This window comes from Brevundimonas sp. 374 (genome assembly GCF_900102995.1).
GTDB classification, from domain to species: Bacteria; Pseudomonadota; Alphaproteobacteria; order Caulobacterales; family Caulobacteraceae; genus Brevundimonas; species Brevundimonas vesicularis_C.
This window is the reverse complement of record NZ_FNKT01000001.1, coordinates 582,006-605,042: the sequence shown is the minus strand read 5'-3', so window position 1 is coordinate 605,042 and position 23,037 is coordinate 582,006. Positions and strand designations below refer to the sequence as shown.

Below are 23,037 nucleotides of genomic sequence, written 5' to 3'. Positions count from 1 at the left end.
GCCAGGGGAGACGATTTTCGAATGCTGGGCGTCCTGGGTCAGGTCCTGATCTCCATCGCCTCGTTCCTGCTGGTGCTGACCTTCATCGTCACCATCCACGAACTGGGTCACTTCCTCGTCGCGCGCGCCTTTGGCGTGAAGGTGGACCGGTTCGCGGTCGGCTTCGGCAAGGCCGTGGCCAGCCGCACCGATCGTCACGGCATCGAATGGCGTCTCGGCTGGCTGCCGCTGGGCGGCTATGTGAAGTTTTCGGGCGATCTGGATGCGTCCAGCGTGCCTGATCGGGCCGGATTGGACGAACTGCGCCGCCGCGTGGTTGCCGAGCGCGGGCCCGGCGCCGAGCGTGATTATTTCCACTTCAAGCCGGTGTGGCAGCGCGCCCTGATCGTCGCGGCCGGGCCCATCGCGAACTTCATCCTGGCCATCACCATCTTCGCCGTCGTCTTCATGGCCGTCGGCGTGTCTCTGCGCCCCGCGCGTGTTGCTCAGGTCCAGGCGGGATCGCCAGCCGCCGCCGCCGGTTTCCAGGTCGGCGACCTGATCACCGAGGTGAACGGCAAGGCCATCAAGGACGGAAGCGCTGTCACCCGCACCGTCATGCTATCGACCGGCGATCCCGTACGTTTCACGGTCGAGCGCGCCGGGCGTCCCGTCGAACTGGTCGCGACGCCGGAACGTCGCGAGGAAAACGACCCCATCGCCGGACGCGTCAAGGTCGGCCGCATCGGCCTGGGGCTGGGCTCGTCGGCCGGCGATGTCCGCCACGTGCGCTATGGCCCTGTCGAGGCTGTCGCCGAGGGAGCGCGCCAGACGGGCGACGTCATCGGCTCGACCCTGACCTACCTCGGACGCCTGGCGACGGGCCGCGAGTCGGGCGATCAGTTCAGCGGTCCGCTGGGCATGGCCAAGGCGACGGGCTCTCTGACCACGGCCGCGGTCGAGGCCAATCCAGCGCCTGGCGCCATGGCGATCAATCTGATCCTGACGCTGACAACCTTGGCCGCCATACTTTCGATCGGAATCGGCTTTCTAAATCTGCTTCCCATTCCGGTCCTCGACGGCGGGCATCTGCTTTTCTACGGCTATGAGGCTGTGGCGAAACAGCCTGTGTCGGCGCGGTTCCAGGAGATGGGCTATCGTGCAGGCCTTGCGCTTTTGGCGGGATTTATGTTGTTCGCAACGTGGAACGACCTACAGAAGCTCAATATCTTCCAATTCCTCGGCGGGCTCGTCTCGTGAGCCGACGCCAGCCCCCGACGGTTTCCCGAATGAATGACATGACCTCTCGCGCCGCCGTTCGACTGAGCGCCCGCTCCAGCCTGCTGGCTCTGGCGGTCGCCGCCGGGCTGGGCGCACCCGCGCTGGCCCAGACCGCGCCGGTGCCGACGCCTGCTGCGCCGGCTCAAACGCCCGCCCAAACCCCCGCGCCGACGGCCGCGCCTCAGGCGGCGGCGAGCGCCGCCGAACCGCGTGTCGAGATCGCTGCGCCGCAGACGATCACGATCAACCGCATCATCGTCCAGGGCGCGCAGCGGATCGACCAGACGACGGTCCTTTCCTATCTGCCGATCCGTCCTGGTGACGCGGTAGATGCCTCGGTGCTGGACGTCGCGGTGCGCACCCTGTCGCGGACGGGCCTGTTCGCCGATGTGCAACTGGGCATCCAGAACGGCGATCTGATCGTCCAGATCGTCGAGAACCCGATCATCAACCAGGTCGTGTTCGAGGGGAACAAGGCGCTGTCGAAGGACAAGCTGACCAAGGAAGTGACCCTGGCGCCGCGCGGCATCTATACCCGCGCCAAGGTTCAGGAAGACGTCGGCGCCATCGTCGAACTGTATCGCCTGCAAGGCCGCATCTCTGCGACTGTGACGCCGAAGCTGGTCCAGCTGGAACAGAACCGCGTCGATGTGATCTTCGAGATCAACGAAGGACCACAGACCGGCATCAGCGCCATCAACGTGCTGGGCAACGAGGCGTTTTCGGATCGCGACGTGCGCGGCGTGATGGTCACCGAGAAGTCGACCTGGTGGAAGTTCTTCTCCAATAACGACAACTACGACCCCAACCGCCTGGAATATGATCAGGAGCAGTTGCGGAAGTTTTACACCAACCGCGGCTATTACGACTTCCGCGTGGTGTCCTCGGTCGCCGAGCTACAGCCGGACGATCAGGCGTTCCAACTGACCCTGACGCTGAACGAAGGCGACAAGTACAACTTCGGTGAGATCAAGGTCGTCACCCAGAACGACCGGCTGAACGCCGACTTCCTCAAGGCCCTGGTGCCGATCCGGGAAGGCCAGCTGTACGAGAGCGACAAGATCGAGCAAGCGGTCGACGCCCTGACGTTCGCGGCAGGTTCGGCCGGCTATGCCTTCGTCGAGATCAATCCGACCTACAAGGCCAATCCCGAGACGGACACGGTCGATGTGACCTTCAATGTGTCCGAGGGTCAGCGGGTCTACATTGATCGCATCAATGTGGTCGGCAACACCCGCACGATCGACCCGGTAATCCGCCGCGAACTGCTGCTGACCGAGGGCGACGCCTTCAACCGCGCCCTGATGGAGCGCTCGCGCAACAACCTGCGCGCCTTAGGTTTCTTTAAGGACGTGACGGTCGAGGAGACGCGCGGTAGCGCGCCGGACCGTTCGGTCATCAACGTCAACGTTCAGGAACAGCCCACCGGAGAGCTGTCCGTCGGCGCGGGCTTTAGCTCCGTCGACTCCTTCACCGTCAATCTGGGCATCTCGGAGCGGAACTTCCGTGGGCGCGGCCAGAACGTGGTCGCCCGTCTGGAGTGGGGCTCGCTGCGCCAGCAGGTCGACTTCCGCTTCACCGAGCCGAAGTTCCTCGGCCGTGACCTGCGCGCCGGCTTCGACCTGTTCCACTCGCGCTATGACCTGAGCCAGTACTCGTCATACGACTATCGCTCGACCGGCGCGGGCCTGCGTCTGTCCTATCCGCTGAACGGAAATATGCTGCTGAGCACGCGCTATTTCCTGAAGTCCGACGAGATCATCGTGCCAACGGGCTTCTGCTCGGGCGTGGGGCAGGGATCTTCGGCGCTGTGTGACCAGATCGGCAGCTTCATCAACTCGTCGGCGGGCTACACGCTTCAGGTCAACTACACCAACGATCCGATCCGTCCGACACGCGGCTGGGCCGGTTCGCTGCGTCAGGACCTCGCGGGTTTGGGCGGCGACGTGAACTATGTGAAGACCGAGGCTGATGCGAGCTGGTACTATGGCATCACGCCAGCCTGGGTCGTCAGCGTTCAGGGTTCGACCGGCTACGTCAGCGGCTGGAACGGTGACCCGATCCGCATCAACGACCGCTTCTTCAAGGGCGGCAACAGCTTCCGCGGCTTCGAGACAGCCGGTATGGGGCCGCGCGATCTGAATACGACCGATGCCCTGGGCGGCAACTTCTACGCCATCGGCACGGTCGAGCTCACCGTGCCGAACTATCTGCCCGAGCAATACGGCATCAAGACCTCGCTGTTCGCCGATGTCGGTACGCTGGGGGTGCTGGATGACCGCTACAAGCTGACGTCCACCGGAACGGTGAACACCAATATTGCCGATGAGCTGTCGCTGCGCGCATCGGCTGGCGTCAGCATCCACTGGAAGTCGCCAATGGGTCCGATCCGCTTCGACATCTCCAAGGTCCTTTCCAAGGAAGATTACGACAAGACGGAATCCTTCCGCTTCTCGACCTCCACTCAGTTCTAATCGCGGCTTTTTCGACCGCACGAGGAAACACCATGAAAGCTCTGATCATCGCGGCGACCGCCGCTGCTTCGCTCATCGCCACCGCCGCTTCGGCGCAACAGGCCGGCGCGCCGGCCAACCCCGGCCCGGTGATCCCCGGCGTCTGCGTCTATTACAACGCGCGTCTGCTGGCCCAGTCGTCGGCCGGTCAGGCCGTCGAAGCCCGCATGCAACAGTTGGCTCAGGAAGTTCAGGGCGAATTGCAGCCTTACGCCACTTCCATCCAGTCGGACGCTCAGCAACTGCAAGCCTCGGGCTCGAGCCTGCCGGCCGACCAACTGCAACAGCGCCGTCAGGCCCTGCAGCAGCGCGCGCAAGAGGCCCAACAGCTGGAAGCCACGCGTGAAAACGAGCTGCGCTACACCCTGGGTATGCAACGCCAGGCCATCACCGAGGCCGTCTCGCCGATCCTGACCGCCCTGTATCAGGAGAAGGGCTGCGGCCTGCTGCTGGACCGCGAGAGCGTCTTCATGATGAACCCGGCCATGGATGTCACTGACCTGGCGATCCAGCGCCTGAACACGGCCCTGCCGACCCTGAGCTTTAACCGTATGGCCGTGCCGGCTCAGACGCAGGCTCAACCGGCCGCCGCCAACTAAGTCGTCGATGCCCGATCCCCGCTTTTTCGAAACCCTGTCGCCCCTCAGCGTCGCCGATTTGGCGGCGCAGATCGGGGGCGAGGTCGAGCGGGGCGGGGATCGCATGATCGCCTACGTCGCGCCCTTGTCCTCTGCGGACGGGGGCGCGATCGCGTTCTTGGGCGACCGCAAGTTCGCCGCCGCGCTGGCGACGACACAGGCCGGCTGCGTCATCGTGCCGGCTGAGGCCAAGGACGCCGCGCCGTCGTCCGCCGCTGTCATCATCTCGCGCACGCCTCAAGCCGCCTGGGCCAAGGCGTCGTTGGCGCTGCATCGGCCCATACTTCTGGACAAAGCGATAACCCGCGACGAGGCGGGCGAGGACGACAGCGTCGTGGTCGAACCGGGCGCGATCCTGGGGCAGGGCGTCCGCATCGGTCGAGGGTCCCGCATTGGCGCCAACAGCGTCATCGCGCCCGGCGTGCAAATCGGCCGTGATTGCGTGATCGGCGCCAACGTCAGCGTGGCCTTCGCGCTGATCGGCGACCGGGTGAAGCTGTATGCCGGCGCCCGGATCGGCGAAGCGGGCTTCGGCGCCACGGGGACGGCGGCGGGGGTCATGGATATTCCCCAACTCGGTCGCGTCATTCTTCAGGACGGCGTGACGGTGGGCGCCAACTCCTGCATCGACCGCGGCGCCTATGACGACACCGTCATCGGCGAAAACACCAAAATCGATAATCTGGTCATGGTCGGCCACAACTGCGTCATCGGCCGCAACTGTTTGCTGGTCGCCAATACCGGCATCTCGGGCTCGGTGACCGTGGGCGACAACGTCATCTTCGGCGGCAAGGCGGGTATCGGCGACCACATCACGATCGGCGAGGGCGCGCGCGTCGCGGCCGGGGCCGGTGTGCTGGCCGATGTTCCCGCCGGCGAGACCTGGTCGGGTTATCCGGCGCGTCCGATCCGACAGTTCTTGCGCGAGACGGTCTGGCTCGCCAAACAGGCCTCATCGAAGAAGGCTCCGAAGGAATCATAGGGATGAGCGACACGACTGCCGTCGAAGGCAAGATCGATTACGCCGAGGTGATGCGGCGGCTGCCGCACCGTTATCCCTTCCTGCTGGTGGACAAGGCCGAAGACTTTGTGCCCGCGACGTCGATCGTCGGCATCAAGAACGTCAGTCACAACGAGCCCTTCTTCCCGGGGCACTTCCCGATCGATCCGGTCATGCCCGGCGTGCTGATCGTCGAGGCCATGGCCCAGACCGGCGCCCTGCTGATGTCCAAGACGCTGGATGTCGCCGTGGCCGACAAGGTCATCATGTTCATGTCGATCGACGGGGTTCGTTTTAGAAAGCCGGCGCGGCCCGGCGACCAACTGCGCATGGAGGTCAAGGTGATCCGCGCGCGGGGCGACGCCTACAAGTTCCGGGGCGAGACCTTCATCGACGGAAAGCTGGCGGCCGAAGCCGAGTTCATGGCGATGGTCGTGACTGTGCCTGCCCCAGCGCCTGGGCCGGCGGCCTGATGACCGTTCATCCCACGGCTCTGATCGACGCGACGGCGACCCTGGGCGAGGGGGTCGAGGTCGGCCCCTGGTGCACGGTCGGGCCGAATGTGGTGCTGGGCGACAATGTGCGTCTGGTCAGTCATGTCGTGGTCCAGCAGGACACGACGGTCGGGGCCGGAACGATCATCCATCCCTTCGCCGTCATTGGCGGCGACCCGCAGCACAATGGCTACAAGGGCGAGACGGTACGGCTGGAGATCGGCGAGAACAACCTGATCCGCGAGCACTGCACCTTCAATCGAGGCACGCCGCAGGGGACGGGCGTGACGGTCGTGGGGTCGAACAACCTGTTCATGACCGGCGCCCATGTCGGTCACGACTGCGTCGTCGGCGACAATGTGGTTATGGCCAACAACGCGACCTTGGGCGGTCATGCTCAGGTCGGGGACAAGGTGTTTCTGGGCGGACTGTGCGCGGTGCACCAGAACGGCCGCGTCGGGCAGGGCGCGATCATCGGCGGCCTAGCGGCGGTGACGCGCGACGTCATCCCCTATGGCTCGGCCTGGGGCAATCATGCGCGGCTGCGTGGGCTGAATCTGATCGGCCTTAAGCGCAAGGGCTACGGCAAGGATCAGGTGCGGCGTCTGCTGGCAGCCTATCGCGATCTGTTCGAGGGCGACGGCGAGTTCGCCGGTCGGATCGATGGCGTAGCGGAACGCTATGCCGACCTGCCCGAGATCATGGAGATCATCGCCTTCATCCGCGACGGCGGGCGGCGTCCGCTGTGCCTGCCCAACGCGGAATGAGCGCGGCTGGAAAGCTGGGTCTGATCGCGGGCGGCGGCGATCTGCCGGCGGCTGTCGCGGCGCGTTGCGATGCGCTCGGGCGACCGGTTTTCTTGATCCGTCTGGCGGGGTTCGCGGATGAGCATCTGGCGCGCTGGCCCGGCGCCGAGTTCGGCATGGCGCAGATCGGCGCGATCTTGAAGGCGTTGAAGGCCGAGGGCTGCACCACCGTGTGTCTGGCGGGCATCGTCAATCGGCCGGATTTCAAGACGCTAAAGCCTGACTTCAAAGGGGCGACCCTGTTGCCGGGCATCGTCGCCGCGGCCTCCAAAGGGGATGACGCTCTGCTGCGTAAAATCCTGTCAGTGTTCGAGGCCGAAGGCTTCGCTGTCGAGGGCGCCGACGACATTCTGGGCGGCGACACGCTTGGCGCTGGCGCGCTGGGCGCCATCTCGCCGACCGCGGAGCAGCTAGCCGATCTGAAGAAGGCGCTGCATGTCGCCGAAAAATCAGGTGAACTGGATATCGGGCAAGGCGCCGTGGTCTGTGACGGCCTGGTCCTCGCGGTCGAGGCGCAAGAAGGCACGGACGCGATGCTGACCCGCGTCGCTGGCCTGCCCGGCGACTTGCGTGGAGCGGTTGATAGTCCCAAGGGCGCGCTCGGCAAGGCGCCCAAGCCCATTCAGGATCTGCGCGTCGATATGCCCGTGATCGGACCGCGCACCGTCGAAATGGCGGCGGCGGCGGGTCTGGCGGGCATCGGCGGCGTGGCGGGACGTTTGATCCTGATTGATCGCCCGGCCATCGTCGAGACGGCGAACCGTCTGGGCCTGTTCGTCTGGGGCGAGGATCGGTGAGCCGTCCGCTGAAGATCATGTTGGTGGCGGCTGAGGCTTCGGGCGATGCGCTGGGCGCGGGTCTAGCCAAGGCGTTGAAGGTGCGGCTGGGGGACGATGTAGCCTTTGTCGGCGTCGGCGGGCCCAAGATGGCGGCCGAGGGCGTCGCCAGCCCCTTCGACATCGCCGAACTATCGATTCTGGGCTGGATCGAGGGCTTGCGCGCCTATGGCAAGGTCAAGCGGCGCGTCGAGCAGACGGCGGCGCTGGCCGAGCGGGAAAAGCCTGACGCCGTCGTGCTGATCGACAGTTGGGGCTTCACCATCCGTGTCGCCAAGGCGATCCGGGCCGAGCGACCGGACCTGCCGCTGATCAAATATGTCGGGCCTCAGGTCTGGGCGTCGCGTCCGGGCCGGGCCAAGACCTTGGCAGGCGCTGTCGACCATCTTCTGGCCCTCTACGGCTTTGATGCGCCCTGGTTCGAGCGCGAGGGCTTGCCGACCACTGTGGTCGGTTCGTCGGCGCTTCATGTGAATGTGGATGCTGCGGACGGTGCGGCATTTCGCGCGCGTCGTGGGATCGCCGCCGACGCGCAGCTTCTCTTGGTTTTGCCCGGCAGCCGGCCCAGCGAGATCACGCGGATGGCCCCCGTTTATGAGGCGACTGTCAGAAAGCTGAAGACCGCGAATCCCGGCCTGGAAGTCGCCGTGGTCGCCGCAGGGACGGTGTCTCACGATGTTGCGGGCCGCGTCGCCGCCTGGCCCTTCCGCGTTCACCTGGTCGATGAAGCCGAAAAATATGACGCCATGCGCGCCGCGACCGTCGCCTTGGCCACCAGCGGCACCGTGTCGACCGAGCTCGCGCTTGCGGGCGCGCCGATGGTCATCGCCTACAAGATCGACGGGCTCAGCTACCAGTTGATGAAGCGGTTCGTGACCGCCAAACATATCACCCTGTTCAATGTCGCGGCCGACGACCGGATCGCACCCGAGTTCATTCAGCACGAGGCGACCCCGGCCATCCTGACGGCGGCGGTCGGGCGGCTGCTGGCCGACCCGGCCCTGGCGGCCGAACAGGCGCGTCGTCAGACGGCGGCCTTGGATCTGATGGGGCGCGGAGGTCCGGACCCGTCCGAACTGGCTGCCGACGCCGTGCTCAGGGTCATCGCCGCCAAGTCGGGGAACTGACGATGGCGCGGGCGCTCAGTCCGCGACGTGCGGCCGAGGTCCGCGCCGCGCTTCAGATGGCGGTGGGCGCGATGGCCGCGCTCTATCTGGCGACCTGGCTGAACCTGCCGCACCCATATTGGAGCGTGATTTCCGCCATCGTCGTCATCCAGGCGAGCGTCGGCGGCGGCGTCCTGACCGTGGCGAGCGACCGAGCCATCGGCACGGCGACCGGGGCGCTGGCGGGGGCGGTGTTCGCCTTCCTTCGCCCGCCGGGCCTGGAAAGCATGGCCCTGAGCATCGCCGTCTCCGCCGGGCTGCTGGCCTTCTTGGCAGCCGGGCGGCCTTGGCTGAAGGTCGCACCCGTAACGGCGACCATCGTCATCGCCGGTGGCACTGGCGCGGAAGGACCGGCGTCCCTCGCGCTGGATCGGGTGATGGAAATCCTGGTCGGCAGCGGCGTCGGTGTGCTGGCGATCCTGGCCCTTTTCCCGCGCCATGCCAGGCAATCCTTCAAGCTTCAGGCGCGCGAGGCGGCTGTGCTTTTGGCCTTGGTCTCAAAGGCCGTCCCGGAGGATGCCTCCGAGATTTCGCGCCGTCATGCTGATCTGAAGCGACGACTGGATGCGCTGGGTCAGGCCGCCAAAAATGTCATCGATCTGCCCGGTCCGCAACGTGAGACCGCCGACCGGGCTGCGCTCGTGCGCGCCTTCTGGCGCGTGCGCAGCGACATCGTCATCCTGGGGCGCGGTTTCCAGGCCGAGGGCGCGGGCGCCCGGCTGGATCCCTGGTCGCAGGATGCGGAGCGGGCGGTGGAGCAACTTACGGCGCTGTCTCAAGGCAGGGCGGCGCAGCCCATGGGCGCGATCGACCAAAGCCTGGCCCTGTCCATGGCCGTCGAGGGTGATGATGTGGCTCTGGGCGCTGCTGCAATCGGCGTGGCCCATATGCACCGCGATCTCGACGACCTGGCCGCACGGTTCGCGGATCTGAAGCTGGTCTGACGACAAAGAAAAACGCCGGGGATGTCTCCCCGGCGTTCTGCATTCTAGCCTTCGTCTCAGCCGCGCTGTTCGATCGGCACGTAATCGCGCTGGGTCGGGCCCGTGTAGAGCTGACGCGGGCGACCGATCTTCTGCGACGGATCGGCCATCATTTCCTGCCACTGCGAGATCCAGCCCACGGTACGGGCCAGGGCGAACAGGACGGTGAACATGGTGGTCGGGAAGCCCATCGCCGACAGGGTGATGCCCGAATAGAAGTCGACGTTCGGGAACAGCTTGCGCGAGGTGAAGTATTCGTCCGACAGGGCGACCTTCTCCAGTTCCTTGGCGACCAGGAACAGCGGGTCGTTTTCGCGGCCCGTGGCGGCGAGCACTTCATAGGCCGACTGTTGCATGACCTTGGCGCGCGGGTCGTAGTTCTTGTACACGCGATGGCCGAAGCCCATCAGCTTGTACTTGCGGTCCTTCACACCCTGAATGAACTCCGGGATCTTGTCCGGGGTGCCGATTTCCTTGAGCATCGTCAGCGCCTCTTCGTTGGCGCCGCCGTGCGACGGGCCCCACAGGCATGCGATGCCGGCGGCGATACAGGCGAACGGATTGGCGCCCGACGAACCGGCCAGACGCACGGTCGAGGTCGAGGCGTTCTGTTCGTGGTCGGCGTGCAGGGTGAAGATGCGGTCCATGGCGCGAACCAGGGCCGGATCGACGTGATAGTCCTCCGCCGGCACGGCGAAGCACATGCGCAGGAAGTTCTCGGCGTAGGACAGGTCGTTGCGCGGCGAAACGAACGGCTGGCCGATATGGTATTTGTAGGCGCGGGCCGCGATCGTGGGCATCTTGGCGATCAGACGAATGGCCGAGATGTCACGCTGGATCGGATCGTGGATGTCCAGGCTGTCGTGATAGAAGGCCGACAGGGCGCCGACGGTGCCGACCATAATCGCCATCGGGTGGGCGTCGCGGCGGAAGCCTTCGAAGAATCGATCGAACTGGCTATGCAGCATCGTGTGGGTGGTGATGCTGTTTTCGAACTTCTCGAACTGAGCGGCGGTCGGCAGTTCGCCGTGCAGCAGCAGGTGGCAGACCTCCACGAAGTTCGACTTCGACGCCAGCTGGTCGATCGGATAGCCGCGGTGCAGCAGCACGCCGGCGTCGCCGTCGATATAGGTCAGAGCCGATTCACAGGCCGCCGTCGAGGTGAAGCCGGGATCGAAGGTGAAGGCGCCCGTTCCCGCATAGAGTTTGCGGATGTCGATGACGTCCGGGCCGGTAGAGCCCGAAAGGACCGGCAACTCGATCGTCTTGTCCTCGAAGGACAGGGTCGCCGAGCCGGCGGGTTTGGCTTGTTCAGTCATGAATGCCCCTTTGCATCACACGTCCAGGCGCGGGGAGGCGTCGGCCGCTTTTTGGTTTGTGGGTGATCACTTAGTCTGTTGCAGCGCATCATCCAAGCGCCCGAGACTTTCGTCGCGCCCAAGAGCCGACAAAGTTCGTGCAATATCAGGTGATGTTGACCCTGCGGTAAGCGCTGCGCGCATCGGCGGGCCGATTTTTCCGAACCCGACGCCCTCGGATTCCGCAAAGGCCTTGAGCTCGGCTTCCAGCGCGAAGACATCCCAGGATTGGAACAGGGACAGCCGCTCGCGCAGACGGGCGAGGCGATCCAGCGTCTCACCGGACAGCAGCGCCTTTGCCTTGTCGTCCAGGGTCAGCGGGCGCGATTTCAGGACGAAGGCGGTTTGGTCGGCCAGATCGAGGACCGTCTTGGCGCGTTCCTTGACGAAAGGCATGGCGCGCTGAAGCCGGGCTTCGTCCGCCTCCGCCAGGGCGTGGCCCTTCTGCAGATGCGCATCCAGCGTCAGCTTGGCGAGCCGCTCGTCGTCGGCGAGACGCAGCCAGTGCGAATTGACGTGGGCCAGTTTGTCGAAGTCCAGACGGGCGGGCGCCTTGCCGATGCCGGCGAGATCGAACCATTCGATGGCCTGGGCGTCGCTGAACAATTCGTCGTCGCCGTGCGCCCACCCCAGGCGTGCCAGATAGTTGCGCATGGCCTCGGGCAAGTAGCCCATCTCGGCGTATTCATGCACCGCCTGTGCGCCGTGACGCTTGGACAGTTTGGCGCCGTCCGGTCCGTGGATCAGGGGTATGTGGGCGAAGGTCGGCCGCGTCCAGCCCAGCGCATCGTAGATCAGGCTCTGGCGCGCGGCGTTGTTCAGATGGTCGTCGCCGCGAATGACATGGGTCACCCCCATGTCGTGGTCGTCAACGACGACGGCGAGATTATAGGTTGGCGCGCCGTCCGAACGCAGCAGCACCAGATCGTCCAGGTCCTCGGTCGACCAGCTCACGTCGCCCTGGACCTCATCGGCCACCGTGACCGTCGTCGCCTTTGGCCGGCGGAAGCGCACGACGTGCGGCAGGGCCAGGTCGTCCACGGTCGGCTCGCGGTCGCGCCAGGGCGATTCGAAAGTGCGCTTCTCCGCCTTGGCCTCATCGCGCAGACGACCGGTTTCCTCGGCCGAGGTGAAGTCGCGGTAGGCGTGGCCGGTTTCGAGCAGTTGATCGACCACCTCGCGGTGGCGGTCGGCCCGGCTGAATTGAAACACCGGCTCGTCGTCGGCGAACAGCTCCAGCCAGCTCAGGCCGTCAAAAATGGCCTTCACCGCCTCATCCGTCGAGCGTTCGCGGTCGGTATCCTCAACGCGGATCAGGAAACGCCCAGCGTGTCTCTTGGCGTACAGCCAGTTGAACAAAGCGGTTCTCGCCCCGCCGATATGCAGATAGCCTGTCGGCGAGGGGGCGAAGCGGGTGACGACAGTCGAGGAAGGTGAGGTCATGGGGGAGGCGTCCGTAAGCGACGCCCTTATACGCCCCGATGCGGCAAAACCCACCCCTGCTGCGCGATTGCGCGCCTGGCTGCACGCCGAGGTCGCCGCCCAGACCCTGAGATGGCGGCTATGGGCGCCGGTCGCATTCGGCGCGGGTGGGGGGGGCTATTTTGCCCTGCGAGCCGAGCCGGTCTTGTGGCCCTTGGTGCTGGGGGCCGCCTTGACCTTTGGGCTGTGGGTCGTGGCGCGTAGGCGCGGCTGGTCGCGGCGTCTGACTTGGCTGCTGTTGATGGTGGCCTGCGTTTCAGGTGGGCTGGCGGCGGCCAAGGTGCGCACCGAAGCCGTCGCCGCGCCGATCGCGCCCGTGCTCAGCGAACCGACCGTGATCGAAGCCTGGGTCGTCGATGTCGACAGCCCGGGGCAGCGAGGCGCGCGGGTCGTGATCGCGCCGGTCTGGATCCGGGGACTGACGCCCGAACAGACGCCGGTGCGCTTGCGAGCGACGGTGCGGGGCCACCCTCCACGGCCCGGCGAAGCGATCCGCCTGTTCGCCATTCTGAATCCGCCGCCTGCGCCGGCCAGCCCCGGCGCCTACGACTTCGGCCGGAACGCCTTCTTCCAAGGCATGGGAGGCGTGGCGTTTGCCTTGGGCGAAACGCGTGGGGCTGAGCTAGCCCTTCCGCCGTGGCGACTTCGACTTGAAATGGCGGTCAACGGCGCACGCTTCGCACTGGCCGAGAGGATCGTCGCGCGGCTCGGCGAACGGACCGGCGGGATCGCCGCCGCCATGACGACCAGTCACGAAACCTGGATCAGTCAGGAGGACATGGATGTGATGCGCGATTCCGGCCTGGCGCACATCCTGTCGGTGTCAGGGCTGCACATGGCCATCGTCGGCGGGTTCGTCTTCTTCGCTGTACGTCTGGGCGTGGCGGCCTTGCCGTGGCTGGCGCTGCGGATTCCGGGCAAGAAGGTCGCGGCGGTGGCCGGGCTGACGGCGGTCGGCGTCTATCTGATCGTGTCTGGCGCGCCGCCGCCGGCCGAGCGGGCGGCGATCACCGCCTCCATCGCCTTTCTCGCCATCCTGCTGGATCGACAGGCGGTGACGATGCATGGCCTGGCTGTGGCGGCCTTCATCGTTCTGGCGATCCAGCCTGAAGCCATCGTCACGCCGGGCTTCCAGATGTCGTTCGCGGCGACGGCGGCCTTGGTCGCCTTGGTCGAGGCTTGGCCGAAGCGCCCGCGCGAAATATCCGCGCCCTTGCCGATCCTGGCAGTCCAACGGCTGGGCGGGTGGCTGACGGCGGCTGTGGCGGCCAGCGTCGTCGCAGGATTGGCGACGGGACCTTTCGCCATGCAGCATTTCAACCGCACCGCCATGTACGGACTGCTGGCCAATCTCGGCACGTCGCCCGTGGCGGACTTCATCCTGATGCCCGCGCTGGCTTTGGGCGCAGCGCTTGAGCCTCTGGGGCTGGGGGGACCGTTCCTGGCGGTCGCGGGATGGGGCGTGGATCTGATGCTGGCGATCGGCGCCTGGACGGCGGGATTGCCCGGCGCGGTCAGAACGGTCGCCAGCGCGCCAAATTATGTCCTGCCCATCGCCTTTCTGGGCGTGCTGTTCGTCTGTCTGTGGCAGGGCCGCCTGCGCTGGTTGGGACTGCCCTTTGCAGCCGCCGTCCTGATCTGGCCGCGTGAACCGACGCCGGACCTCTGGATTGGCGACGGCGGGACAAACGCCGCCTTTCAGCGTGATCAGGCGGCCGTCGTGGTCCGGCCTGGCGTGCGCGAGTTTGCGGTGGATCTCTGGTCGCGGCGACGAGGGCTGACCATGACGGATCGCTCGGAGACGGGCTGGGTCTGCGACCGCTTCTCCTGTCGACCGGACACCAATGAGGCGGGTCCCGTGGCGATCTGGTGGGGGCGGAAGTCGCCGAGCTCAGATCAGATGGAGACGTTATGCCGCGCAGCGCCCGTCGTCAGCGTCCGCGCTGTCGTCACCTCAATTCCAAGCGCCTGTCAGGATCGCCTTGTCCTGGACGGCGTGGACTTTGCGCAAGGCGGGGCGGTCGAGTTGTGGCGCGTCAGTTCGGGTGGGCCGAACCGGTGGCGCGCGGTGTGGACGGCCGACGTGCGCGGCGACCGTCCCTGGACGCGTCAGTCCGACCCGAAGGTCAGTGATACCGGCGCATGAGGCCGACCAGCTTGCCCTGAACGGCGACTTGATCGGAGCCGTAGATCTTGGTTTCGTAGTTGCGGTTCGCGGGTTCCAGCGCGATCGACGCCCCCTTCTTGCGAAGGCGCTTCAGCGTCGCCTGCTCCCCCTCCACCAGAGCCACCACGATCTCGCCGGAGGCGGCGTTGTCGGTCGATTTGATCACCACCATGTCGCCATTCAGGATACCGGCTTCGATCATGGAGTCGCCTTCGATCTCCAGCAGGTAGTGCTCGCCAGAACCCAACATCGATTCCGGAACCGGATAGCGGGCGGTTTCATGCTCGATCGCGTCGATCGGCGTGCCGGCGGCGATCTTGCCCATCAGCGGCAACTCGCGGGTGTCGTTGGCCGCCATCGGGGCCGCAGGTCTGACACCGCCGCCGCCCTCGATGACGTCGGGCTTGAACCCGGCGCGACCGCGCGGCGCGCCGGCGGTCGCCTGTTCGGGCAGTTTCGTGACTTCCAACGCGCGGGCGCGGTGAGCGAGGCGGCGGATGAAGCCGCGTTCCTCCAGCGCCGTGATCAGCCGGTGAATGCCGGACTTGGAGGCCAGATCGAGCGCCTCCTTCATCTCGTCGAACGAAGGGGAGACGCCGGTCTCCTGAATGCGTTCGTGGATGAACATCAGCAGTTCGTGCTGTTTGCGCGTGAGCATCGCCAAGCCCTTATGCGCCCGCCGACGAATCGGAACGGGCCGTGAACATCTGTCGATGTTCTGTAAGTGTTCCTTGCTAATGTCAACTTAACGGCGGGGCTTGCCGCCGCGTGTCGATCAGGCGGCCAGCAACTGACGGGTCGCCGCCTCGACATCGGCCTGCCGCATCAGGCTCTCGCCAACCAGGATCGCCTGGGCATGCGCGGCCGAAACGCGCGCCACGTCGTCGGGCGTGAAGATGCCGCTTTCGGCGACCAGCAGAGCCCGAACGGGGCTGAGCATCGACAGCCGCTCCGTGGTTTCCAGATCGACCTCGAACGTGCGCAGCGAGCGATTGTTGACCCCAACCAGATCGCCGCCGAGCGCACAAGCGCGCGCCATTTCCTCCTCGTCGTGGGTCTCTATCAGCGCATCCATGCCGAACCGTTCGGCTTCCGACAGCAGCTCGGCGGCCAACCGGTCATCGACCATGGCCAAGATGATCAGGATGCAGTCGGCGCCCAGGGCGCGGCTTTCGGCGACCTGCCAGGGATCGACCAAGAAATCCTTGCGCAGGCAGGGCAGGGCGACGGCCTCGCGGGCCTGGCCCAGATAGGCGTCGTCGCCCTGGAAGCTGGGGCCATCGGTCAGGACCGACAGACAGGCCGCACCGCCGGCCTCATAGGCGCGGGCCAGGGCCGGCGGATCGAAATCGGGCCGGATCAGGCCCTTGGACGGGCTGGCCTTCTTGATCTCGGCGATCAGGGCGGGACGACCGGTTTCCTCGCCTATACGTTCCAAGGCGGCGCGAAAGCCGCGCGGAGCCGATGCGGCGCGGGCCAGGGCTTCGATCGCGTCCTGCGGAGTCGCTGCCTTGCGGGCGGCGACGTCCTCGCGCTTGTAGGTGGCGATACGATCCAGAACGTCGGTCATGCGGGCTCTTCGCTTTCCAGCGGCGTGGAGGTGATGCGGGCCAGGCGATCCAGCGCCTCGGCGGCTCGACCGTCGTCGATGGCGGCAGCGGCGAGCGCGGCGCCGTCGGCCAGATCGACCGCGCGATCGGACACGACGAGGGCGGCGGCGGCGTTCAGCAGCACGATGTCGCGGTAGGGTCCGGCCGCGCCGGCCAGAAGCGCGCGCAGGGCGACGGCGTTCTCTTCGGCGTCGCCGCCACGGATGTCTGCGATAGAGGCGCGCGACAGGCCGGCGTCCTCAGGCGTGACCTGGAAGCGACGAACCGCGCCGTCCTTCCATTCGGCGACGTCCGTGGCGCCGGAAGTCGCCAGTTCGTCCAGGCCTTGGCCGTGAACGGTCCAGGCCCGGGTGGCGCCAAGCCGGCCCAGCACCTCGGCCAGCGGCTCCAGCAGGCGCGGATCATAGACGCCCATGACCTGTCGCCTTGCAGACGCCGGGTTTGAAAGCGGGCCCAACAGGTTGAAGACAGTGCGAAAACCAATCTCGGCTCGCACCGGCCCGACATGACGCATCGCCCCGTGATAGGCCGGCGCGAACAGGAAGCAGATACCGGCCTCGTCCAGCGCCTTCTTCTGCTGCGCCTGCGACGCCATCAGGTTCACGCCCAGGATCGACAGTACGTCGGAAGAGCCTGATTTCGAAGACATCGCCCGATTGCCGTGCTTGGCGACCTTAAGACCGGCTCCGGCCAGAACCAGGGCTGCGGCGGTCGAGATATTGTAGGTGTGCTGACCGTCGCCCCCGGTGCCGCAGGTGTCGATCACCTCATAGGGATGATCCAGCGTCAGGGCGGCTTCACGCATGGCGCTCGCGAAGGCGGCGATCTCGTCCACGGTCTCGCCGCGCATCCGCATGGCGGTGACGGCGGCGGCGACTTGCGACGGGGTCGGCTCGCCGCGCAGGCAGGCGGCGAAGAAGTCGTGCGCCTGCTGGGACGTCAGGGAATGGCCCTCGACCAGTCGGGCGAGGATCGGCTTGAACCCGTCGCCCATGGTCAGGCGGCCGCGAGGCGCTTTACGCCGGCGATATCAAGGAAGTTGGCCAGCATGTCGTGACCGTGCTCGGTGGCGATGGATTCCGGGTGGAACTGAACGCCGTGGATCGGGCGCGTACGGTGCTGCAGACCCATGATCTCCCCGTCGGCGGTCCAGGCGGTGACCTCCAGGTCGTCGGGCAGGGTTTCGCGCTTGACCGCCAGCGAGTGATAGCGTGTGGCGATGAAGGGCGAGGGCAGGTCGGCGAAAACGCTCTGGCCCTCATGCAGGATCGGCGAGGTCTTGCCGTGCATCAGGGTCTTGGCGCGGATGACGTCGCCGCCGAAGGCCTGGCCGATGGCCTGATGACCCAGGCACACGCCCAGGATCGGCATCGACGCTGGCGCGGTCGTGATCAACGGCAGGCAGATGCCCGCCTGATCGGGCGCGCACGGGCCGGGCGACAGCAGAACGGCGGCGGGGTTCAGCGCCCACGCCTCGTCCACCGTAAGGTCGTCGTTGCGCACCACATGCGTCGGCGCGCCCAACTCCGCGAGGTAGTGGACGAGATTGTAGGTGAAGCTGTCGTAGTTATCGACGACGAGGATCATGGCTTGGCTTCTAGGCGTGACGCGCGTCCGCGCCAAGCGGGCGCGGCCTTAAAGCGCATTTTAACTCGACGGGACTAGGACTGAGCGGGTGAAACTCGCCGCTGAAAAAGACATCGCCGCCAAGATCGCCGCCGCCAAGGCGAAGCTGGTCGTGGTCGAAACCAGGCCCAACCCCGTCGCCGCGCTTGGCGCAGCCGCGCTCGCAGCGACTGCGGCGGTTTTGATGGCGGGCGTCGTCATCATCGGGCCGGGCGTGCAGTTCAACGACCCGGCGATGACGATTTCGCGCTAGCGATTGCCGGTGCGAAAGCGCCAGGCGTCTTCCGCCGCCCGCATCGGCGCCCGCGCCTTGTGCTGGGTCTCGGCATATTCGGCCGCAGGATCGCTGTCGGCGACGACGCCGGCCCCGGCCTGAACGAAGATCCGATCGTCGGCGAAAAGGGCGGTGCGCAGGGTGATGCAGATGTCCGCCTCGCCGCCAGCCGAAATATAGCCGACGCCGCCGCCGTAACCGACGCCGCGCTTTTCGCTTTCGAGTTCGTCGATGATCTCCATCGCGCGCACCTTGGGCGCGCCCGACAGGGTGCCGGCGGGCAGGGCGGCCAGCAGCGTGTCCACCGCATCCAGCCTGGGATCAGCCTTACCGCGCACGTTTGAGACGATGTGCATGACCTGGCTGTAGCGTTCGACGACGAAGCTCTCGGTGACCTCGACCGTGCCGGGCGCCGCGACGCGGCCCACATCGTTGCGGCCGAGGTCCAGCAGCATCAGATGCTCGGCCAGCTCCTTGGGATCAGCCAGCAGTTCGACTTCCAGCGCCTTGTCCGCCTCTGGCGTCGCGCCGCGCATGCGGGTGCCGGCCAGCGGCCGGATCGTGACCTCGCCGTCCTTCAGCCGAACCAGGATCTCGGGGCTGGAGCCGGCGAGCTGGAAGCCTTCGAAGTTCAGATAGAACAGATAGGGCGAGGGGTTCTGGCGACGCAGCGAGCGATAGAAGGCGAAGGGATCGTCCGTCCACGGAGCTGAGAACCGATGGCTGAGCACGACCTGGAAGATGTCGCCGGCGCCGATGTAGTCCTTGGCCCTGGCGACCATCTCGCCGAAGGCCGGCTGGTCCACCGGCGAGGTGAAGACGGGAGGCGGCGTTTGCTGCGGAGCGGCGCGAACGGGCAGGGGTTCGCGCAAGGCCGTCTCGAACGCATCCAGCCGCGCCGTCGCGGTGTCGAACGCCTCTTGCGGGGAGATGCCGGCGTCGGGATAGGCGGCCGACACCAGAACGATCTCGTGGCGGACTGAATCGAAGATGGCCACCAGCGACGGCCGCGTCAGCACGGCGTCGGGCAGATCGAGCGGATCAGGATTCGGCGCGCCCAGCGGTTCCAGCAGGCGCACCATGTCGTAGCCGAAGACGCCGAACAGGCCGGCGGCCATCGGCGGCAATCCCTCCGGCAGATCGAACTTCGACGCCGCGATCAGCGCGCGCAGGGATTGCAGCGCTGGCAGGGGTTCGGCTGTGAACCGACCTTCGCCTATGGCTGAGCCGCGCGACACTTCCGCCGCGTTGGATCGACAACGCCAGACCACATCGGGATCCAGCGTCAGGATGGAGTAGCGTCCCTTGACCGCGCCGCCCTCGACCGACTCCAGCAGACAGGCGTACGGCCGATCGCGCCCCAGCTTCAGATAGGCCGAGACCGGGGTTTCCAGGTCGTCGATGACCCTCCGAACCAGGACCTGCGGCCGACCGGCCGAAAGGCCGGCGGCGAAGGCGTCGAACGTGATGTCGCGCGAAGCGTCGTCGGTCATTGCGCCGGTGTGGCGGGCGTTGCGCCAGCCGACAGACCCAGGGCCGACAGCGCCTGGACCGGGTCGTTCTTGGCCTTGGAGCGCTGAGCGCCCGCCGAGACCGACGCTTCGACGATGGCCTGCACCAACTCCTGGGTCAGGCGCGGACGGACCTGCTCGGCCAGCGGTCCGGCCACGGCCGGATTGGCGGCGCGAACGTTGTCGACGCGGCCGACCACATAGGCGGTCTGCGACGCGGGCTGAGAGAAGGCCTGGCCCTTGGATTGGCCGAACAGGCCCTGGAGCACGCCCTGACCCAGGGCCTCCTGGGTTTGCTGATTGCGGATGACGCCGGTGCGCACGGTCAGCGGTGCATTGACCGAACGGGCGACCGCGGCGATGTCCTCGCCATTGCGCACGCGGGTCGTCAGTTCTTCAGCCTTGGCTGACAGGCGACGCATGGTCTCCCGCTGGATCCATTGGGCGGCCAGGGGCTCGCGAACCTCGGCCAGGGTCGGCAGGGCCGACGGGCGGATGTCGTTGACGCGCACGGCGAAATACTGGCCCTGACCGGCGTCGATGACGTCGCTTTCGCCGCCCTTGGTCAGGCTCCAGGCCGTCTCGAAGATTTGCGGCGGGGCGTTCAGCGCCTGACCGTTCGGCAGCTTGCCGTCCTTGGTGAAGGGCGGCAGATCGACGACGCGACCGCCGGCCTCACGCGCCGCGTCAGCCAGGTTCTTACCGGCCGTGCGGGCGGCTTCGTACTTCTCGACCTTGGCGTAGGTCTGGGTCTTCACGTCCTCGGCGCGCAGTTCCTGGATCAGCTCCTCGCGAGCGCTGTCCAGCGTCGCGGGCGCGGCGGGTTGGACGGCCGTGACCTTGGCGACGGCGAAGCCGACACCGGCCTGGACCGGGTTGGACACCTGATTGGCTTGCAGGCCGAAGACGGCGGCTGCGGTTGCGGCGTCGCCGATGGCCGAGCGGGGGGTTTCGTTGAAGGCGGCCGGCGTGATGTTGTTGGCGCGGCCGACGTCGGCGGGCGATTGGCCCGCGCGCAGGGCGGCGGCGATCTTCTGGGCCGTCTCGCGGTTTGGCGCGGTCAGGGTGACGAACGAGCGCGTCTCAGGCTTGCTCAGCGTGTCCTTCTTGAACTCGAAACGCGCGCGGATGCGGTCTTCCGAGATCGGCGCGTTGGCCGAAGCCTCAGGCGTGAACAGAACGACCGACACCATGCGGAACTCGGGCGCGCGCAGGCGGTCGGCGTTCTCCTGGATGAAGGCGTTCAACTGGGCGTCAGTCGGGGCGGGGATCTGACCGGCCATCGCGGGGGTAACCTCGAACCAACGACCGTCGCGGCTTTCGAAGGCGGAACCGGCCAGCAGCGCGCCATAGATGCGCGGCACGCGGGCGCCGGCGAAGACGGCGGCGCCGAAATGCTCCGTGGCGTACTGGTCGCGCAGGTCCTGCTCCAGCATGGCGGGGGTCAGGTTTTGCTGCGCCAGAGCCGCCTCATAAGCCTGCTGGTCGAACTGTCCGGTGACCGAGTTGAAGAAGGCCGGGATCTGGCGGATTTGCTTGACGATCAGTTCCTTGCCCGGGCGAATGCCCGCCTTGTAGGCCCAGTTCAGGAAGCCCAGCTGCTGCGTCTGCTCGGTCAGGAAGCGGACGTGAATGTTTTCCGCAATCAGCTCCTGGTTCGTCAGGGGACGGCCGACCTGCTGCTGCAGCCGTTCGCGCACCTGATCGAAGGCGGTGCGGAACTCGACTTCGTTCATTGAACGATCGCCCGCATCGATGACGTGTTTCGGTCCCAGGTTGGAGAAGACATCCATCCGCGCGCCGACGATCACGAAGCTGATCGCGATCAGGACAAGCAGGGCGGCCGCCCATTTGGATCGAGAGAAGGCGCGGAAGGCGGTGAGCATTCGAAAACCCGGGACTGGCCGATGTTGGCGTCAATCGTCGCGTATAGTCGGGCCGGGGCCGCCGCTGCAAGGATGGCTTCGTGTCCGGATTGCGGCGCCGCCTCTTGGCTTGGCGGTTTTCGCCTTCTAGACAGGCGCCCATGAAACAATCCGTGAAGATGATCGTCGGCAATTGGAAGATGAACGGCGTCTCGGCCGCCCTGGCGCAGGCTGAGGCGATCAGGGACGCCGTCGGAACGACGGTGCAAGGATGCCGTGTGGTGCTGTGCCCGCCGGCGACGCTGATCGAGCGTATGCAGTCCGCGCTGGCAGGCAGCGGCGTGGCTGTGGGCGGTCAGGACTGTCATGAGAAGCCCGCAGGCGCCTTTACCGGCTCTGTCTCGGCCGAAATGCTGGTCGACGCCGGCGCGACTGTTGTGATCCTGGGGCATTCCGAACGCCGCGCGGCTTTCGGCGAGACCGATGCGGACGTCGCCGCCAAGGTCGAGGCCGCCATCGCCGCTGGGCTGGAGCCCATCGTGTGCGTCGGTGAAACCTTGCAGCAGCGGGAAGCAGGCGACGCCATCGCCGTGGTGTCGGGCCATGTCGCGGGCTCGCTGCCGTCCAGCTTGGCCGAGCGCGACTTCGCGGTGGCTTATGAACCCGTCTGGGCCATCGGGACGGGCCTGACCCCGACGCTGGATCAGATCGCCGAGGTCCATGCCGCCGTGCGCGCCGCCATCGTTGCAAAGCTGGGAGAAGGCGCTCGCACCGCGCCCATTCTGTATGGCGGTTCGGTCAAACCAGAGAATGCGCGCGACATTCTGGCTACGCCGGAAGTCGGCGGCGCCCTGGTCGGCGGCGCGTCCTTGAAGGCCGAGGATTTCATACCGATCGTCAACGCCGCCGCGTGACGTTTGCCCCTGGCGCGCTTCGATGATAGAGGCCGCCGCTTGATCGGCGCAGATCCGCGCCCACATGAATGACGCCATGCTCCAGACCATCCTGCTCGTCGCCATCATCATCGTCGCCATCGCGCTGACGGGCATCGTCCTGCTTCAGAAGTCCGAGGGCGGCGCCCTGGGCATGGGCGGCGGTCCGTCGGGCTTCATGACCGCACGCGGGGCAGGCAATCTTCTGACCGTCACCACCTGGTGGCTTGCGGCCGCGCTGTTCGCCCTGACGATCATTCTGACCGTCGTCGGCAATATGGATCGCGCCTCGGTGTCCGGCATCGACGCCGACGCTGTGGGTTCGTTGGCCACGACGCCGCAGACCCAGACGCAACAGCCCCCCCAGCAACAGCCCGCTGCGCCGGCCAAACCGGCGACGCCGTCGCTGGATGATCTGGAAGCCAGCCTGCCGTCGGCCTCCACCGCTCCGGCGCCGGCTCAACAGCCCGCCCAATAGGGCTCCGACAGAGACCCGAGTTTCCGAAAGCGCGCCGC

21 protein-coding genes are annotated in these 23,037 nt (G+C 66.5%); 13 read left to right on the top strand and 8 right to left on the bottom strand.

All coding sequences use genetic code 11. The features are described from left to right. The first annotated feature begins 21 nt into the window (after window positions 1-21). Genes BLR19_RS02970 through BLR19_RS02930 form a run of 9 tightly spaced genes read left to right on the top strand, consistent with a single transcriptional unit; the run spans window position 22 to window position 9,657 of the window. Window positions 22-1,239 (top strand): M50 family metallopeptidase, encoded by a 1,218-nt coding sequence (locus BLR19_RS02970; RefSeq protein ID WP_091747017.1) that lies wholly within the window; start codon window positions 22-24, stop codon window positions 1,237-1,239. 29 nt (window positions 1,240-1,268) lie between these two features. Further along, window positions 1,269-3,734 carry an outer membrane protein assembly factor BamA gene (bamA, locus tag BLR19_RS02965; RefSeq protein ID WP_091747014.1) on the top strand — a complete coding sequence of 822 codons (2,466 nt, stop codon included), beginning with the start codon at window positions 1,269-1,271 and terminating at the stop codon, window positions 3,732-3,734. A 32-nt stretch (window positions 3,735-3,766) separates the two neighbouring features. Further along, complete coding sequence (locus BLR19_RS02960) at window positions 3,767-4,372, top strand: OmpH/Skp family outer membrane protein (RefSeq protein WP_055753512.1); 606 nt, start codon at window positions 3,767-3,769, stop codon at window positions 4,370-4,372. A 7-nt stretch (window positions 4,373-4,379) separates the two neighbouring features. Then, complete coding sequence (gene lpxD / locus BLR19_RS02955) at window positions 4,380-5,393, top strand: UDP-3-O-(3-hydroxymyristoyl)glucosamine N-acyltransferase (RefSeq protein WP_091747011.1); 1,014 nt, start codon at window positions 4,380-4,382, stop codon at window positions 5,391-5,393. Then, window positions 5,390-5,884 (top strand): 3-hydroxyacyl-ACP dehydratase FabZ, encoded by a 495-nt coding sequence (gene fabZ, locus BLR19_RS02950; RefSeq protein ID WP_369818841.1) that lies wholly within the window; start codon window positions 5,390-5,392, stop codon window positions 5,882-5,884. Before lpxD ends, fabZ begins: the two co-directional genes overlap by 4 nt. Next, window positions 5,884-6,672: an acyl-ACP--UDP-N-acetylglucosamine O-acyltransferase gene (gene lpxA, locus BLR19_RS02945; protein WP_091747006.1), complete on the top strand. Its 789-nt coding sequence runs from the start codon at window positions 5,884-5,886 to the stop codon at window positions 6,670-6,672. Before fabZ ends, lpxA begins: the two co-directional genes overlap by 1 nt. Further along, window positions 6,669-7,508, top strand: coding sequence for a UDP-2,3-diacylglucosamine diphosphatase (locus BLR19_RS02940; RefSeq protein WP_091747002.1), 840 nt, complete (start codon window positions 6,669-6,671; stop codon window positions 7,506-7,508). The genes lpxA and BLR19_RS02940 overlap by 4 nt, the downstream gene beginning before the upstream one ends. Beyond that, the gene (gene lpxB, locus BLR19_RS02935) at window positions 7,505-8,674 is read left to right on the top strand and encodes a lipid-A-disaccharide synthase (RefSeq protein ID WP_091746999.1); all 1,170 of its coding nucleotides are present in this window, start codon (window positions 7,505-7,507) and stop codon (window positions 8,672-8,674) included. Before BLR19_RS02940 ends, lpxB begins: the two co-directional genes overlap by 4 nt. A 2-nt stretch (window positions 8,675-8,676) precedes the next feature. Beyond that, window positions 8,677-9,657: an FUSC family protein gene (locus BLR19_RS02930; RefSeq protein ID WP_091746996.1), complete on the top strand. Its 981-nt coding sequence runs from the start codon at window positions 8,677-8,679 to the stop codon at window positions 9,655-9,657. A 56-nt stretch (window positions 9,658-9,713) separates the two neighbouring features. Here BLR19_RS02930 and gltA read toward each other — a convergent pair whose 3' ends face one another. Both gltA and gltX read right to left on the bottom strand, forming a co-directional pair. After that, window positions 9,714-11,015 (bottom strand): citrate synthase, encoded by a 1,302-nt coding sequence (gene gltA, locus BLR19_RS02925; RefSeq protein WP_091746993.1) that lies wholly within the window; start codon window positions 11,013-11,015, stop codon window positions 9,714-9,716. Window positions 11,016-11,081: 66 nt separating this feature from the next. After that, window positions 11,082-12,497 carry a glutamate--tRNA ligase gene (gltX, locus tag BLR19_RS02920; RefSeq protein WP_091746991.1) on the bottom strand — a complete coding sequence of 472 codons (1,416 nt, stop codon included), beginning with the start codon at window positions 12,495-12,497 and terminating at the stop codon, window positions 11,082-11,084. Between the two features lie 67 nt (window positions 12,498-12,564). Here gltX and BLR19_RS02915 point away from each other — a divergent pair, with 67 nt between their 5' ends. Further along, on the top strand, window positions 12,565-14,682 hold the full coding sequence (locus tag BLR19_RS02915) for a ComEC/Rec2 family competence protein (RefSeq protein WP_091746988.1): 2,118 nt from the start codon (window positions 12,565-12,567) through the stop codon (window positions 14,680-14,682). On the opposite strand, the gene lexA is transcribed toward BLR19_RS02915, so the two are convergent. From lexA to BLR19_RS02895, 4 genes are all read right to left on the bottom strand, one after another. Further along, window positions 14,663-15,361, bottom strand: a complete 699-nt coding sequence (gene lexA / locus BLR19_RS02910; protein ID WP_039247444.1) for a transcriptional repressor LexA — start codon at window positions 15,359-15,361, stop codon at window positions 14,663-14,665. The two genes, BLR19_RS02915 and lexA, sit on opposite strands and share 20 nt — an antisense overlap. A gap of 117 nt (window positions 15,362-15,478) precedes the next feature. After that, on the bottom strand, window positions 15,479-16,273 hold the full coding sequence (gene trpC, locus BLR19_RS02905; RefSeq protein ID WP_091746985.1) for an indole-3-glycerol phosphate synthase TrpC: 795 nt from the start codon (window positions 16,271-16,273) through the stop codon (window positions 15,479-15,481). Beyond that, window positions 16,270-17,307 (bottom strand): anthranilate phosphoribosyltransferase, encoded by a 1,038-nt coding sequence (trpD, locus tag BLR19_RS02900; protein ID WP_091746982.1) that lies wholly within the window; start codon window positions 17,305-17,307, stop codon window positions 16,270-16,272. The genes trpC and trpD overlap by 4 nt, the downstream gene beginning before the upstream one ends. A 2-nt stretch (window positions 17,308-17,309) precedes the next feature. Beyond that, the gene (locus BLR19_RS02895; protein ID WP_091746978.1) at window positions 17,310-17,900 is read right to left on the bottom strand and encodes an anthranilate synthase component II; all 591 of its coding nucleotides are present in this window, start codon (window positions 17,898-17,900) and stop codon (window positions 17,310-17,312) included. Between the two features lie 88 nt (window positions 17,901-17,988). Here BLR19_RS02895 and BLR19_RS02890 point away from each other — a divergent pair, with 88 nt between their 5' ends. Next, window positions 17,989-18,192 (top strand): hypothetical protein, encoded by a 204-nt coding sequence (locus tag BLR19_RS02890; RefSeq protein WP_055809137.1) that lies wholly within the window; start codon window positions 17,989-17,991, stop codon window positions 18,190-18,192. On the opposite strand, the gene trpE is transcribed toward BLR19_RS02890, so the two are convergent. Both trpE and BLR19_RS02880 read right to left on the bottom strand, forming a co-directional pair. Then, complete coding sequence (gene trpE / locus BLR19_RS02885) at window positions 18,189-19,706, bottom strand: anthranilate synthase component I (RefSeq protein WP_091746975.1); 1,518 nt, start codon at window positions 19,704-19,706, stop codon at window positions 18,189-18,191. The two genes, BLR19_RS02890 and trpE, sit on opposite strands and share 4 nt — an antisense overlap. Continuing rightward, complete coding sequence (locus BLR19_RS02880; RefSeq protein ID WP_091746972.1) at window positions 19,703-21,610, bottom strand: peptidylprolyl isomerase; 1,908 nt, start codon at window positions 21,608-21,610, stop codon at window positions 19,703-19,705. The genes trpE and BLR19_RS02880 overlap by 4 nt, the downstream gene beginning before the upstream one ends. Before the next feature lie 140 nt (window positions 21,611-21,750). Here BLR19_RS02880 and tpiA point away from each other — a divergent pair, with 140 nt between their 5' ends. Together tpiA and secG are read left to right on the top strand one after the other, a co-directional pair. Next, on the top strand, window positions 21,751-22,503 hold the full coding sequence (gene tpiA / locus BLR19_RS02875; protein WP_091746969.1) for a triose-phosphate isomerase: 753 nt from the start codon (window positions 21,751-21,753) through the stop codon (window positions 22,501-22,503). Window positions 22,504-22,567: 64 nt separating this feature from the next. After that, window positions 22,568-22,999, top strand: coding sequence for a preprotein translocase subunit SecG (secG, locus tag BLR19_RS02870; protein ID WP_091746965.1), 432 nt, complete (start codon window positions 22,568-22,570; stop codon window positions 22,997-22,999). Window positions 23,000-23,037 lie beyond the last annotated feature (38 nt).